This is a genomic window from Actinomadura mexicana (assembly GCF_900188105.1).
Classification (GTDB): domain Bacteria; phylum Actinomycetota; class Actinomycetes; order Streptosporangiales; family Streptosporangiaceae; genus Spirillospora; species Spirillospora mexicana.
Window position 1 is genome coordinate 195,802 of sequence record NZ_FZNP01000008.1, and the last position, 14,618, is coordinate 210,419.

General features: G+C 71.4%; 14 protein-coding genes. 11 read left to right on the top strand and 3 right to left on the bottom strand.

What is annotated here, in order from left to right:
- Window positions 1-92: 92 nt before the first annotated feature.
- The gene (locus CHC11_RS21855) at window positions 93-839 is read right to left on the bottom strand and encodes a nucleotidyltransferase domain-containing protein (protein WP_245919559.1); all 747 of its coding nucleotides are present in this window, start codon (window positions 837-839) and stop codon (window positions 93-95) included.
- Window positions 836-1,537 carry a nucleotidyltransferase domain-containing protein gene (locus CHC11_RS21860; protein ID WP_245919561.1) on the bottom strand — a complete coding sequence of 234 codons (702 nt, stop codon included), beginning with the start codon at window positions 1,535-1,537 and terminating at the stop codon, window positions 836-838. Before CHC11_RS21860 ends, CHC11_RS21855 begins: the two co-directional genes overlap by 4 nt.
- A gap of 208 nt (window positions 1,538-1,745) precedes the next feature.
- Between CHC11_RS21860 and CHC11_RS21865 the strand changes: the two genes are divergently transcribed.
- The 11 genes from CHC11_RS21865 (at window position 1,746) to CHC11_RS21915 (ending at window position 14,106) form a co-directional block, all read left to right on the top strand.
- Window positions 1,746-3,047: an ABC transporter substrate-binding protein gene (locus CHC11_RS21865; RefSeq protein ID WP_089313630.1), complete on the top strand. Its 1,302-nt coding sequence runs from the start codon at window positions 1,746-1,748 to the stop codon at window positions 3,045-3,047.
- Window positions 3,044-4,072 carry a carbohydrate ABC transporter permease gene (locus tag CHC11_RS21870; RefSeq protein ID WP_179278940.1) on the top strand — a complete coding sequence of 343 codons (1,029 nt, stop codon included), beginning with the start codon at window positions 3,044-3,046 and terminating at the stop codon, window positions 4,070-4,072. Before CHC11_RS21865 ends, CHC11_RS21870 begins: the two co-directional genes overlap by 4 nt.
- Window positions 4,069-4,899 (top strand): carbohydrate ABC transporter permease, encoded by an 831-nt coding sequence (locus CHC11_RS21875; RefSeq protein WP_089313631.1) that lies wholly within the window; start codon window positions 4,069-4,071, stop codon window positions 4,897-4,899. Before CHC11_RS21870 ends, CHC11_RS21875 begins: the two co-directional genes overlap by 4 nt.
- Before the next feature lie 31 nt (window positions 4,900-4,930).
- Entirely contained in the window at window positions 4,931-6,577 is a 1,647-nt protein-coding gene (locus CHC11_RS21880; RefSeq protein WP_089313632.1) for a glycoside hydrolase family 13 protein, read from the top strand.
- Window positions 6,578-6,587: 10 nt separating this feature from the next.
- Window positions 6,588-7,634, top strand: coding sequence for a LacI family DNA-binding transcriptional regulator (locus CHC11_RS21885; RefSeq protein ID WP_089313633.1), 1,047 nt, complete (start codon window positions 6,588-6,590; stop codon window positions 7,632-7,634).
- A gap of 165 nt (window positions 7,635-7,799) precedes the next feature.
- Window positions 7,800-9,110 (top strand): ABC transporter substrate-binding protein, encoded by a 1,311-nt coding sequence (locus tag CHC11_RS21890; protein ID WP_179278941.1) that lies wholly within the window; start codon window positions 7,800-7,802, stop codon window positions 9,108-9,110.
- A gap of 108 nt (window positions 9,111-9,218) precedes the next feature.
- Window positions 9,219-10,208: a carbohydrate ABC transporter permease gene (locus tag CHC11_RS21895; protein ID WP_342750001.1), complete on the top strand. Its 990-nt coding sequence runs from the start codon at window positions 9,219-9,221 to the stop codon at window positions 10,206-10,208.
- On the top strand, window positions 10,205-11,107 hold the full coding sequence (locus CHC11_RS21900) for a carbohydrate ABC transporter permease (RefSeq protein WP_089313635.1): 903 nt from the start codon (window positions 10,205-10,207) through the stop codon (window positions 11,105-11,107). The genes CHC11_RS21895 and CHC11_RS21900 overlap by 4 nt, the downstream gene beginning before the upstream one ends.
- Window positions 11,104-12,528: a GH1 family beta-glucosidase gene (locus CHC11_RS21905; RefSeq protein ID WP_089313636.1), complete on the top strand. Its 1,425-nt coding sequence runs from the start codon at window positions 11,104-11,106 to the stop codon at window positions 12,526-12,528. Before CHC11_RS21900 ends, CHC11_RS21905 begins: the two co-directional genes overlap by 4 nt.
- Window positions 12,529-12,561: 33 nt before the next feature.
- A complete protein-coding gene (locus CHC11_RS21910; protein ID WP_089313637.1) occupies window positions 12,562-13,572 on the top strand; it encodes a LacI family DNA-binding transcriptional regulator in 1,011 nt (336 codons plus the stop codon).
- Between the two features lie 57 nt (window positions 13,573-13,629).
- Entirely contained in the window at window positions 13,630-14,106 is a 477-nt protein-coding gene (locus tag CHC11_RS21915; protein ID WP_089313638.1) for a nucleoside deaminase, read from the top strand.
- Window positions 14,107-14,124: 18 nt separating this feature from the next.
- Here CHC11_RS21915 and CHC11_RS21920 read toward each other — a convergent pair whose 3' ends face one another.
- The gene (locus tag CHC11_RS21920; protein WP_143227191.1) at window positions 14,125-14,448 is read right to left on the bottom strand and encodes a protealysin inhibitor emfourin; all 324 of its coding nucleotides are present in this window, start codon (window positions 14,446-14,448) and stop codon (window positions 14,125-14,127) included.
- Window positions 14,449-14,618: the final 170 nt, after the last annotated feature.

Here is a 14,618-nt window from a genome sequence, read left to right on the forward strand (position 1 = left end):
CAACCACCCCTGATACGTCGCGAACGCCCTAGGTGGTTGTGTCCCAAAACGATCCGTACAACCGATGGCACGCAGGGGAGGCGCCCGAGGGTTCAGCCCAGGCGGACGCGGACCACCAAGTCGTGTACGGCGCGGCGGTTCGCGGGCGTTCCGGGGAGGGCGCTGCGGTCGCGTTCGGCCTCCAGGAGGGCGGTGAGCGCGGCGATGTCGTCCTTGAGGCGGGACGGGTCCGGCGCGTCCCCGGGCAGCGCGCCGTGCTCTGCGGCCCGCTTCGCCTCGATCAGCTCCGGCAGGTAGGACGGCCCGTCCCCGGCGAGCCGCGTCAGGTCGGCCTCGACCTCGCCGGTCCGCATCAGGTGGACGCCCGTCAGCAGCACCCGGAACGTGTAGAGGAGCGGTTTGAGCTCGTGCGACTGCTCGAAGAGCTTCCACTGCGACCGCGCGAACCCCAGGTAGTGGTGCGCGTGGTTGGAGGTGACCAGCCCCGGGACGAGGGACTTCAACTCGGCGTGCACGGGCGAGGTGGCCACGACCAGCGGCGACATGACCTGCTCCAGGACGTAGCCGTTGCGCCGCAGGAGCAGCGTGCAGAACTTGGCCAGGTCGTGGGTGACCGCGTCGGCCTCCACTCCGGCGTGGTCCCACATCAGCGTGACGGTCTCCTCCCCCGCCTCCAGACCGACGATCTCCTCCAGCGGCAGCAGGTGGACGCCGCGCAGGTCGACGTCGGAGTCCCGCGACGGGAACCCGTACAGGTGCGCGCCGCTGACGGTGAGGAACGCGCGGGGATAGGGGTGGTCGACGGCGAGGCGGCCGGCCATGCCTTCGGGGAGGTTCACCAGGTCACGCTCCTGCGCCGGACGGAGATGAGCAGTTCCTCGACCGCGGCGCGGTCGGGTTCGGGCGGCAGCGGGCTGCGGTCCAGGGCCTCCTGCATCGCCGCGCCGAGCGAGGCGCGCCACGCGCCGATCTCGTCCCAGCCGACCTCGCCGCGGCGGACGGCGAGGAGCCGGTCGCGCAGGCCGCCGACCTCCAGCCGCAGCACGCCGTGCCGGAGGAGGTGCCGGCCGCTCTCCATGAGCCGCAGCATGTGCATGACGTGCTTCCAGCGCGGCGCGCCGCCGTTGCGCAAGTCACCGTCCAGCTTGCGGAACTGGGCCTCGGCGTAGCGGAGGAAGGTGCGGTGCGCGTGCCGGGACAGGAACGCCGGCCGCACGGCCAGCAACTCCTCTCCCACCGGCGTGACCCGCTCGACCAGCGGTGACCACAGGCACTCCAGGACGGTCGGGTTCGCGCTCAGCGCCAGCTCGCAGAAGCGCTCCAGTTCCCACGAGAACTGCTCGGGGAGAGGACCGTCCAGATGCGTGGGGGGTTTCGCGAAACGCCAGAACAGGGGCGCCGGGGCCGCGTAGACGCCGCGCCGGTCGACGTCGCTTTCGTCCGTGGCCAGCCCGTAGGCGCGCGACCCGGCCACGACCGACAGGATCGTGTGGTCGCGGACGAGGTCGAGCGCGCCGGAGGCGTGGGGGTTCGTCACGCGGGAAGCCTGGCGCAGGGCCCGCGGCATGTCGACCGGATTGTCCGGCTTGCGAAAAACGGTTACAGATCGGCCACGGACTTGCTGAAAGTTTCTGCAAGCGGTTTACGAGACTGAAACGCGTTGCTAACGTCCGGGACCAGCCACCCCCATCTGTTGACCTGCGGGACGACGGCCCGGCGAGGGACGTCCCGCGAAGGAGGACACCATGCGGCGCACCCCCCTGATCGGCGGCACCGTCGTCTGCGCCGCCCTCGCGCTCTCGCTCTCCGCCTGCGGCGGCGATGACGACGGCGGCTCGAAGGGCGGCGCGGGCGCGGCGAGCCTGCGGGGCCGCGGCCCGATCACCTTCGTGACCGGCAAGGACCGCTCGGGCTACCTGCAGAAGCAGCTCGACGGCTGGAACGCCGAGCACCCGAAGGAGCAGGTCCGCGTCATCGAGCTGCCGGACGAGCCCAACGACCAGCGGCAGCAGATGATCCAGAACGCGACGACCAGGTCCGACGCCTACTCGGTGCTGAACCTCGACGTGGTGTGGACGGCCGAGTTCGCCGCCAACCGGTGGCTGGCGCAGCTGCCCAAGGAGCAGATCGACCTCTCGAAGATGCTGCCCGCGACCATCACCACCGGGCAGTACCGCGACAAGCTGTACGCCGTGCCGTCCACGTCCGACGCCGGGATGCTCTACTTCCGCAAGGACCTGCTGGATAAGGCCGGCATCACCGGCCCGCCGAAGACCTATGCCGAGATGTGGGCCGACTGCGCCAAGGTCAGGAAGCTGCCCGAGGCGAAGGACGCCGACTGCTTCTTCACCGAGGTCAACAAGACCGAGAGCATGACGATCAGCGCGGTCGAGGCGATCGAGAGCGCCGGCGGCTCCATCATCGGCCCCGACGGCAGGCCCGCGCTGGGCACCCCGCAGGCCAAGCAGGGCGTCGAGTTCCTCGTCGGCGCCAAGAAGGACCACATGCCGAAGGAGGCCGTCACCCTCGACACCGAGGGCGGGCGCCGCTACTTCCAGTCCGGCAGGCTGATCTTCCAGCGGCAGTGGCCCTACCAGTACGGGCTGGCCGACTCGGGCGACGGCTCGTCCAAGGTGGCGGGCAGGTTCGCGGTCGCGCCGCTGCCCGGCCCGAACGGCCCCGGCGTCGCCAACCTCGGCGGCCACAACCTGGCGATCTCCGCGTTCGCCGGGAACAAGGCGACCTCGCTCGACTTCATCCGCTACCTCACCGGCGAGCAGGCCCAGCGCGCCAACCTCCTCGCCACCTCGCAGGCGCCCACGGTCGCGGCGCTGTACGACGACCCCGAGATGGTGAAGAAGTTCCCGTACCTGCCGGTCCTCAAGCAGGCCATCGCCAACGCCAGGCCGCGCCCGGTCGCGGTCAAGTACGGCGACGTCACCGCCGCCATCCAGGGCGAGATGTACGACGCGGTGACCGGGAAGAAGCCCGTCGACCAGGCCCTGACCGACCTGCAGTCCAAGCTCCAGCCGCTGACCGCGCAGTGAGCGGGACGACCACCACCGAGAGCGCGCCCGCCGCCGGCACCGCAGCGGCGGGCGCGCCCCGCCGACGCGCGAAGGGCGACGTGCAGGGAACGCGGCGGCTCGCGGCGCTCCTGCTGTCGCCCACCCTGCTCGTGCTCGCGCTCGTCATCGCCTACCCGGTCCTCGCCGGGTTCCGCGAGTCGCTGTACGCGCGCGGCGAGGGACTGGACGCCGACGGGTTCGTCGTGGAGGGCGACCGCTTCGTCGGCCTCGACAACTACACCGCGATCTTCCAGGGCGACCGCGCCGACGCGTTCTGGAACGCCTTCTCCAACACCACGTTCTTCACCCTCACCACGGTCGTCCTGGAGACGGTGATCGGCGTCGCGATGGCGCTGATCATGCAGCAGGCGTTCCGCGGGCGGGCGCTGGTGCGCGCGAGCATCCTCGTCCCGTGGGCGATCCCGACCGCGATCTCCGGGCTGCTGTGGCGATGGATCTTCCAGGCCGACGGCGCCGCGAACGCCGTGCTGCGCCAGGAGATCCTCTGGACCGCCGACGGCTTCCCCGCCAAGGCGGCCGTCGTCATCGCCGAGGTGTGGAAGACCTCCCCGTTCATCGGGCTGCTCGTCCTCGCCGGGCTGCAGATGATCCCCCGGGACGTCTACGAGGCCGCCCGGGTGGACGGGGCCGGCCCCGTCCAGCAGTTCTTCCGGATCACGCTCCCGCTGGTCAGGCCCGCGCTGCTGGTCGCCGTGCTGTTCCGGATGCTGGACGTGCTGCGGATGTTCGACCTGCCCGCCGTGCTGATCGGCGTCAACCAGAAGTCCGTGGAGACGCTGACGATGATCGCCTGGTTCGAGGCGTCCAACCTGCGGTACGGGTCCGCGGCGGCGTACGCGACCGTACTGTTCCTGTACATCGCGCTGATCGCGTACCTGTTCGTGAAGCTGCTCGGCGCCGACATCATCGGCGAGGCACGCCGGAGCACCGGGCGCGCACGCCCCGTCCGGCCGGCGCGCGGCAGAAGGAAGGGGGCGGCATGACCGGCTCACCGGTGAAGCGGACACTGTCCTACCTCGGGTTCGCCGCCGTGGCGGTGTACTGCCTCGCGCCGTTCTACTGGATGGCGATCTCGGCGTTCCGGCGCCCGCAGGACCAGTTCGACAACTCTCTCGTCCCCTCGCAGTGGTCGCGGGAGAACTTCTCCGCCGTGTTCTCCGGCGACAACGGCTTCGGCCGCGCGCTGCTGAACAGCGTCATCGTGGCGGGCACCACGACCGTGCTCACCCTGCTGATCGGCACGTTCACCGCGTACGCGCTCGCCCGGCTGGACTTCCGGTTCAAGAACGCGGTGCTCGGACTGATCGTCGCGACGTCGATGTTCCCGGGAATCTCGCAGCTGGTCCCGTTGCTGAAGCTCTTCACCGACATCAAGTGGATCAACACCTACCAGGCGATGGTGCTGCCCAGCCTCGGGTTCGCGCTGCCGCTGTCGGTGTGGCTGCTCACCGCGTTCTTCCGGCAGCTGCCGTTCGAGCTGGAGCAGGCGGCGATGGTGGACGGCTGCACCCGCGGCCAGGCGTTCCGCAAGATCATCGTTCCGCTGGCGGCGCCCGGGGTGTTCACCACGGCGATCCTGACCTTCATCGCCGCATGGAACGAGTTCCTCATCGCGCTGTCCATGGTCAACAAGAGGGAGATGCAGACCGCGACCGTCGCGATCTCCAAGTTCACCGGCGTGTCCGGGTTCGACCAGCCGTTCGGCACCCAGATGGCGGCCGGGGTCATCGTGACCGTCCCGCTCATCGCCGTGGTGCTGGTCTTCCAGCGCCGGATCGTCGCCGGGCTCACCGCCGGCGGCGTCAAGTAGCACCCGACAGCTCCCGACAAGAAGGATGTTCATGACCCAGGACACCCTGCTCGTGCACACCGCCGGCGACCGCGCCGAAGGCGGAGGCTGGTGGCGCGACGCCGTCATCTACCAGGTGTACGTGCGCAGCTTCGCCGACTCCGACGGCGACGGTGTCGGCGACCTTCCGGGCATCCGGTCCCGGCTGCCCTACCTGGCCGGCCTCGGTGTCGACGCGCTGTGGCTGACGCCGTTCTACGTCTCGCCGATGGCCGACTTCGGCTACGACGTGGCGGACTACCGCGACGTCGACCCGCTGTTCGGCACCCTCGCCGACGCCCGCGACCTCATCGCGGACGCGCACGCGCACGGGCTGCGGATCATCGTGGACGTCGTGCCGAACCACACCTCCGACCGGCACGCCTGGTTCCGGGCCGCGCTCGCCGCGGCCCCCGGATCCGCCGAGCGCGACCGCTACGTCTTCCGGGACGGGAAGGGGCCGGACGGCGCCGAACCCCCGAACGACTGGGAGTCGGTGTTCGGCGGCCCCGCCTGGACGCGGACACCGGACGGCCAGTGGTACCTGCACCTGTTCGCGTCCGAGCAGCCCGACCTCAACTGGGAGAACCCCGAGGTCCACACCGAGTTCGCCGACGTCCTGAGGTTCTGGCTGGACCTCGGGGTGGACGGCTTCCGCGTGGACGTCGCACACGGCATGGCCAAGGCGCCCGGCCTGCCCGACGTGGGCCACCCGAACCAGACGGAGATGCTCGGCACGGCCGTCCTGCCCTACTTCGACCAGGACGCCGTCCACGACATCCACCGCGCGTGGCGCCGCCTGCTCGACTCCTACGGCGGGGAGCGGATCGCCGTCGCCGAGGCGTGGGCGCCCACGCCGCAGCGGCTCGCCGACTACACCCGTCCCGACGAGCTGCACCAGGCGTTCAACTTCCACTACCTGACCGCGCCCTGGGAGGCGGCCGGGATGCGGGCGGTGATCGAGGAGTCGCTGCGCACGGCCGGGGCCGTCGGCGCGCCCGCGACCTGGGTGCTGTCCAACCACGACGTGAAACGGCACGTCACCCGGTACGGCGACGGCGACACCGGCCTGCGGCGCGCCCGCGCGGCCGCGCTGCTCACGCTCGCGCTGCCCGGCTCGTCCTACGTCTACCAGGGCGAGGAGCTCGGCCTGCCGGAGGTGCTCGACCTGCCGGAGGAGTTCCAGCGGGACCCGCAGCGGCTGCGGGCCGAGGGCGCCGGCCGCGACGGCTGCCGCGTCCCGATGCCGTGGGAGGGCGAGGAGCCGCCGTTCGGGTTCGGCGCGGGCGGCGCGTCCTGGCTCCCGATCCCCACCGCGTGGCGCGACCTGACCGTCGCCGCGCAGGACGGCGATTCCGGTTCCATGCTCGCGCTGTACCGCGAGGCGCTGCGGATCCGCCGCGGGCATCCGGCACTCGGCGACGGGAATCTGTACTGGATCGCGAGCTCACCCGGCACACTGGTCTTCGTGCGTGCGGCCGGGGGCGGGAACGGGCGGCTCGCGTGCGCGGTCAACATGGGCGTCGCCACCGCGCGCGTCCACGTGCGGGGGACCCCGCTCCTGGCGAGCGGGCCGGTCCGCGCCGGCGGCTCCGTGAACGGCGGAGACGTCGAGCTGCCCCCGGACACCGCACTGTGGTGGGACGTCGAGGAGGGATGACTTGAAACCTATGACGACGCGCCTGGCGGACATCGCGGCACACGCCGGGGTGAGCGAGGCGACGGTGAGCCGCGTGCTCAACGGCAAGCCGGGCGTGTCCCCGACCACGCGCCAGGCGGTGCTGACCGCCCTGGACGTGCTCGGGTACGAGCGCCCGGCCCGGCTGCGCCAGCAGCGGGCCGGGCTGATCGGGCTGATCATCCCCGAGCTGACCAACCCGATCTTCCCGGCGTTCGCCGAGGTCATCGAGAGCGCGCTGGCCCGGCACGGGTACATGGCGGTGCTGTGCTCGCAGGCGCCGGGCGGCGTCGCCGAGGACGACTACATCGAGATGCTCCTGGAGCGCGGCGTCGCCGGGATCATCTTCGTCAACGGCCTGCACGCCAACGCCAACTCCGACCGCGCCCGCTACGCGCGACTGCTCGAACAGGCCCTGCCGATCGTCCTGGTCAACGGCTACCGTCCCGACATCGACGCGCCGTACGTCTCCAACGACGACGTGGCGTCGATGGAGGCGGTGGTCGCGCACCTGGCCGCAATGGGCCACCGCCGGATCGGCCTCGCGATCGGCCAGGACGTGTACGTGCCGACGCGGCGCAAGACCGAGGGGTTCCGGCGCGGGATGGCCGCGCACACCGGGCTCGCCCCGCACGAGGTGGACGAGCTGGTCGTCAACACCATGTACACGGTCGAGGGCGGGCAGGCGGCGGCCGCGACGCTGCTCGACGCGGGCTGCACGGCGATCTGCGGCGGCAACGACATCATGGCGCTCGGCGCGATCCGGGCCGCCCGGTCGCGGGGCCTCCAGGTTCCCGAGGACGTGTCGGTGACCGGCATGGACGACTCGCCGCTCACCGCCTACCTCGACCCGCCGCTGACCACGGTCCGGCAGTCGGTGCGGGAGATGTCGATGGCCGCGGTGAGCACCGTCCTGGACGAGATCCGCGGCGCCCGCGCGCCCCGCACCGAGCTGCTCTACCGGCCCGAACTCGTCGTCCGGCGGTCCACGGCCCCGGCCCCGGCGGCGTCCCGGCTGACCCGCGTCAAGGAGGGCTGACCCGGGCCTGACGGGGTGTCGGACCTGGCCTGACCCGGCTGCCGCGGAAGCCAGGTTCTTGTAACGGTTGTGTTTCGGCACATTGACAGTGAGCCGGGTCACGGTCTTTCATCCGTGGGAGCGCTCCCACACCGATGCACCACCACAACCTGAGAGGGGTCCGCCATGAGGGCCATCATGCGGCGCGGACTGAGTACGGCGATGGCGGCGGTACTCGTCGGCGGCCTCGCCGTCGCGTGCGGCGGCGACGACGGCGACGACAAGGGGGGCTCCGACAGCGGGCCGGTCGAGTTGACCGTCGACGTCTTCGGCGAGCCGGGTTACGACGCGCTCTACAAGCAGTACGAGCAGTCCCACCCCAATGTGAAGATCAAGCAGCGCAAGGTCTCCACCCTGGACGAGTACAAGCCGCGCATCCAGCAGTGGATGGCCACCGGCAGCGGGGCGGGCGACGTCGTCATGCTGGAGGAGGGCATCCTGCCGCTCTACATGCAGCAGAAGGCCAAGTTCCTCGACCTGTTCGACTACGGCGGCAAGGACCTGGAGAAGAACTTCCTGCCGTGGAAGTGGCAGGCGGGCCTCACCGCGGACGGCAAGCAGCTCATCGGCCTCGGCACCGACGTGGGCCCCCTCGCCATGTGCTACCGCACGGACCTGTTCAAGAAGGCGGGCCTGCCCACCGACCGCGCCGAGGTCGGCAAGCTCTGGCCGACGTGGGACGCGTTCCTGTCCACGGGCCAGAAGTTCCAGGAAAAGGTGCCCGGCAGCAAGTGGCTGGACGGCCCCACCGCCGTGTTCCGCGCCACCGTCCTGCAGAACTCCGGCGCCGGTCCGGGCTACAGCTTCTTCGACAAGAGCGACAACCTCGTCTTCGACAGCAACCCGCCGGTCCGGCAGGCGTTCGACACGACGATGAAGTTCGAGCAGGCCAAGCTCACCGCCGACATGTCGATCTTCACGCCGCCCTGGCAGACCGCCCTCAAGCGGGACACCTTCGCGACCCTGCCGTGCCCGTCCTGGATGCTCGGCGGCATCGAGGAGTTCTCCGGCAAGGCCGGCAAGGGCAAGTGGGACGTGGCGACCACGCCCGGCGGCTCCGGCTACTGGGGCGGCTCCTGGCTCGCGGTGCCCAAGCAGACCAAGCACGCCAAGGCGGCCGCCGAACTCGCCGAGTACCTGACCTCCCCCGAGGGCCAGGTCGGCGCGTTCAAGGCCGCGAACGTCTTCCCGTCCTCGCCGCAGGCCGCGCAGGACCCGGCGGTCGCGGGCGCCAAGAGCGCGTACTTCAACGACGCCCCGATCGGGCAGATCTTCGGGCAGCTGGTCGCCGCGGTGAAGCCGGTGCACCTCGGGCCGAAGAACGAGGACGTGCGCGCCGCGGTGGAGAACGTCCTGATCTCCGTGGGCCAGGGCAAGCAGAAGCCCGAACAGGCGTGGACGAAGTCCGTCGACGAGGCGAAGAAGGCCGCCAGGTAGCCGGCGGCCCCCGACCGCGGCGGCGGCGCCGGGCCGTACCTCCCCCGCCCGCGCCGCCGCCGTCCCCACTCCCCGCTTCGTCCCGTCCTCGGAAAGGAGGCGCACGACGTGACCACCGACCTGCGCCCCAGCCGGAACGGCCCGCCGCCGGCCTCGCCCGCGGCGGCGCGGCCGGACCCGCGCCGCACCTGGCGCGCCCGGCTGGCCCGGCTCGACGTGAAGGGCGCGCCCTACGCCTTCATCTCGCCGTTCTACATCGTCTTCCTGGTCTTCGGCGCGTTCCCCCTCGTCTACACGCTCTGGGTCTCCCTGCACGACTGGGAGCTGGCGTCGGGGACGCGCGAGTTCGTGGGGCTCGACAACTACGACTACCTGCTGACCGACGCCGACTTCTGGCACGCGACGGTCAACACCCTCGGGATCTTCGCCGTCTCGACCGTCCCGCAGCTGCTGGTCGCGCTGCTGATCGCCAACACCCTGAACCGGCGGATGCGGCTGCCGACGCTGTTCCGGATCGGGATGGTCGCCCCGCTGGTCACCTCGACCGCCGCCGTCGCGATCGTGTTCACCCAGATGTTCGACAAGGACTGGGGCATGGTCAACTGGGCGATCGGGCTGGTCGGCATCGACCCGATCCACTGGTCGAGCAGCCGCGGCTGGTCCTGGGTCGCCATCGCCATGATGGTCGACTGGCGCTGGACCGGCTACAACGCGCTCATCTACCTGGCCGCCATGCAGGCGATCCCGAAGGACCTCTACGAGGCCGCCGCGATCGACGGCGCGTCCCGGATCCGGCAGTTCTGGCAGATCACGGTGCCGATGCTGCGCCCCACCATCATCTTCACCGTGATCATCTCGACGATCGGCGGGCTCCAGCTGTTCACCGAGCCCGTGCTGTTCAGCGTCGGCACGCCGAACAAGATGGACGGCGGCCCGATGCACCAGTTCCAGACGATCACGATGTACATGTACGACAACGCGTTCGGCCATGACCGCTACGGCTACGGCGCGACGGTCGCCTGGGCGCTGTTCGTGATGATCATCGTGTTCTCCCTGATCAACTTCCTGGCCGTGCGCCGCACGGGAGGCACCAAGTGACCACGCTCCTCGCCGGCCCCGGCGGCCGGAAGACCGGCGGCAGGCGCGCCGCCGCGCACCCCGGCCGCCACCGCGGCCTGTGGAACGCCAGCCCGCTGACCTACCTCACGCTGGTCGTGGCGCTGGTGCTGTCGATCTTCCCGATCTACTGGATGATCATCGTGGCGACCCGCACGAACAGCGTGGTCGCCGACGTCCCGCCGCCGCTGCTGCCGGGCGGCCACGGCGCCGACAACGTCGGCCGGCTGTTCGACAACCCGGAGGCCTACTTCGCCAAGGGCCTGCTGAACTCCGCGCTCGCCTCCGCCGCGGTGACCGTCTCCACGGTGTTCTTCGCCTCGCTGGCCGGGTTCGCGTTCGCCAAGCTGCGCTTCCGCGGCAAGAACGGGCTGCTGCTCACCATCATCGCCACGATGATGATCCCGGTGCAGATGGGCATCATCCCGCTCTACATGATCATGGTGAAGCTGGGCTGGCAGAACCACCTGCAGGCGGTCATCGTCCCGTTCCTGGTCACCGGGTTCGGGGTGTTCATGATGCGGCAGTACGCCGACCAGGCCGTCCCGGACGAGCTGATCGAGGCGGCCCGCGTCGACGGGTGCACCACGTTCGGCATCTACTGGCGGGTCGTGCTCCCCGCGCTGCGCCCCGCCGCGGGCGTCCTCGGGCTGTTCACGTTCATGCAGACCTGGAACGAGTTCATGTGGCCGCTGGCGGTGCTGAGCCCGGACAACCCGACGGTGCAGCTGTCCATCAACAACCTGGCGAACGCCTACTTCAAGGACTACACGCTCATGTTCGCCGGGACCAGCGTGGCGATCCTGCCGCTGCTCGTGGTGTTCATCGTTTTCGGCCGCCAGATCATCGGCGGGATCATGGAAGGTGCAGTGAAGGCGTGACCTCCCTCAAGGACGACACCAGCGCGGCTCCCGCCGCCCCCTTCCCGACCGCGTTCCGCTGGGGGGCCGCCACCGCCGCCTACCAGATCGAGGGCGCCGCGGGCGAGGACGGGCGCGGACCGTCCATCTGGGACACCTTCTGCCGCACGCCGGGCAAGGTCCTGCGCGGCGATACCGGCGACGTCGCGGTGGACCACTACCACCGCTTCCCCGAGGACGTGGCGCTCATGGCCGACCTCGGGCTCACCGCGTACCGGTTCTCGATCTCCTGGCCGCGGGTGCAGCCGGCGGGGGCCGGGGCCTTCAACACCGAGGGCCTCGACTTCTACCGGCGGCTGGTGGACGCGCTGCTGGAGGCGGGCATCGAGCCGTGGCCGACGCTCTACCACTGGGACCTCCCGCAGCCGCTGGAGGACAAGGGCGGCTGGCCCGAGCGCGAGACCGCCCACCGGTTCGCCGAGTACGCCGACCACGTGCACGCGGCGCTCGGCGACCGCGTCGCGCGGTGGATGACGGTGAACGAGCCGTGGTGCGCGGCGTTCCTCGGCTACGCCTCCGGCGACCACGCGCCCGGACGCGTCGACCCGGCCGGGTCCCTGCTGGCCGCGCACCACCTGATGCTCGGCCACGGCCTGGCCGTCGAGGCGATGCGCGCCCGCCGCCCGGACAACCGCTTCGGCGCCGCCGTCAACCTCTACGCGGTCTCCCCCGCGACCGGCGACCCCGCCGACGCCGACGCGGCACGCCGGATCGACGGGCTGCAGAACCGGCTGTTCCTCGACCCGCTGCTGCTCGGCCGCTACCCCGAGGACGTCCTCGCCGACACCTCCCGCTACGGGTTCACCCCGCCGGACGCGGACCTCGCGGTCATCAGCCAGCCGCTCGACCAGCTGGGCGTCAACTACTACTCGCGGCACACCGTCGCGGGGACGCCCGGCGAGGCGGCGCAGACCGCGTCGTCGCCGTTCGCGACGAACTCCCCCTGGCCCGGCAGCGAACACGTCCGGTTCGTGCCGGCCGGGCGCCCGGTCACCGGAATGGGCTGGGAGATCGACGAGGGCGGCCTGCACGAGGTGCTGACCCGGCTGCACCGCGAGTACCCGTCCGTCCCGCTCTACATCACCGAGAACGGCGCCGGCTACGACGAGGTCCCTGACGACGATGGCACGGTCCAAGACGCGGGCCGCATCGCCTATCTCGACGCGCACCTGCGGGCGTGCCACGACGCCATCTCCGAAGGGGTCCCGCTGCACGGCTATTTCACGTGGTCGCTGCTGGATAATTTCGAATGGGCTTGGGGCTACTCCAAGCGTTTCGGGCTGGTCCACGTCGATTACGCCACGCAGCGCCGGGTGCCCAAGGAGAGCGCACGGTGGTACGCCGGAGTGATCCGGCGGGGCGGGCTGCCCGAGCGGGGCTGACCCGGGGGCGACGGCACGGACGAAGGGGGCCAGATGACGGGCAGGAGCACGCGCCCGACCCTGGAGGAGGTCGCGGCGCGGGCCGGTGTGGGCCGCGGCACGGTGTCCCGGGTGGTCAACGGCTCGCCGCGGGTCAGCCCGCAGGCCCGCGAGGCGGTGCTGAAGGCGATCGAGGAGCTCGGGTACGTGCCGAACCGCGCGGCCCGCACGCTCGTCACCCGCCGCACCGACACCGTGGCCCTGGTCGTCGCCGAGTCCGACCAGCGGCTGTTCGGCGAGCCGTACTTCGCCGGGATCATCCGCGGGATCAGCAACGGCCTCGGCGACACCGGCCTGCAGCTCCTGCTCGCCCTCGCCCGCTCCCCCGCCGAGTACGGCCGGCTGGAGGACTACCTCACCACCCAGCACGTGGACGGGGTGCTCCTCACCTCCCTGCACGCCGAGGACCCGCTGCCCGCGAAGCTGGAGGCCAACGGGGTGCCGACCGTCCTCGGCGGCCGCCCGCCCGGCCTGCACCCGGTCAGCTACGTCGACGTCGACAACCGCAGCGGCGCCCGCGAGGCCGTCGGCCACCTCATCGCGGGCGGCCGGCGGCGCATCGCGACCATCGCCGGCCCGCAGGACATGGGGGTCGGCATCGACCGGCTGGCCGGCTACCGGGAGGCGCTCGCCGAGGCGGGGCTGCCCGAGTACGTCGAGTACGGCGACTTCGGCGAGGCCAGCGGCATCACCGCGGCGGAGCGGCTGCTGGCCGCCGAGCCGTCCCTGGACGCGGTGTTCGCCGCCGACGACCCGATGGCGCTCGGCGCGCTGCGGGTCCTGCACCGCAGCGGCCGCCGCGTTCCCGGCGACGTCGCGGTGATCGGCTTCGACGACTCGGCCGCCGCGCCGCTGGCCGACCCGCCGCTCAGCACCGTCCACCAGTCGCCGGAGGAGATGGGCCGGGAGATGGCCCGGCTGCTGGTCTCGCGGATCCGCGGCGAGACCGTCGCGGACCCGGTCGTCATCCTGCGCCCCCACCTCGTGCTGCGCGACTCCGCGTGAGGACCCCGGCTCCGCGCATATGATCATTTGAGTCGTCACCCCGCAGGGAGCTGAGCCATGGCCTACGAACCGACCGCCGCCGAGCGGGTCTTCCTCGACCGCTGCGTTGAGCTCGCGCGGGAGGCCCTGGAGGCGGCCGACGAGCCGTTCGGGTCCGTGCTGGTGTCGGCGTCCGGCGAGGTCCTGTTCGAGGACCGCAACCGCACGGCGGACGGCGACCAGACCCGCCACCCCGAGTTCGAGATCGCGCGGTGGGCGGCGGCCAACATGGCGCCGGACGAGCGCGCGGCGGCCACCGTGTTCACCTCCGGCGAGCACTGCCCGATGTGCTCGGCCGCGCACGCCTGGGTCGGCCTCGGCCGCATCGTCTACATCATGTCGTCCCGGCAGCTCGTGGCCCTGCGCACCGAGCTGGGCGCCCCGGCGGGGCCGGTCAACGCCATCCCGGTCCAGGACGTGGCGCCGGGTGTCCCGGTGGACGGCCCGGTCGCCGCCCTCGAAGCGACGATGCGCGAACTGCACACGCGCGCCTGAGGGCGGCGACTCCGGGGCTCACCGCCCGGTCAGCGCCTCCAGCCGCTCGACGGCGTCGCGCCAGTCGGACGGCAGCCGGCACCGGGTCGCCCGGTGCCCGCGGTAGGTGAGCGTGTAGGTGAAGTGGTCGGCCACCTGGCAGCCCTCGGACGAGGACCCGGTGGTGGCGACGCGGCCCAGCGCGTCCTCCAGGCCGCGCATCTCCGCCGCGCCGAGCGCGACCTTCTCGTCGTCGACGAGCGCCGTTCCCGACACATCTACGGTCACTTTGTGGTGAATTCCGGCGAATCCTCCGGAACGCTCATAGGTCACCAGCACGTCCGGCCCAGTGTGAGCGAGCATGGACATCTCCTTTGCGCGCGGGCCGCCGGACAGCACCCCGCTCCCCATTCCGGCGGCCCGCAGATCGTGGGTTACTCGCCGAAAAGGATTCCGCCGGTGGCGCGCACGGCGATGCACCGGTTCGGATACGTCCGCGGATCGCCCACCGCGATCTGCGGCAATGGCCGACG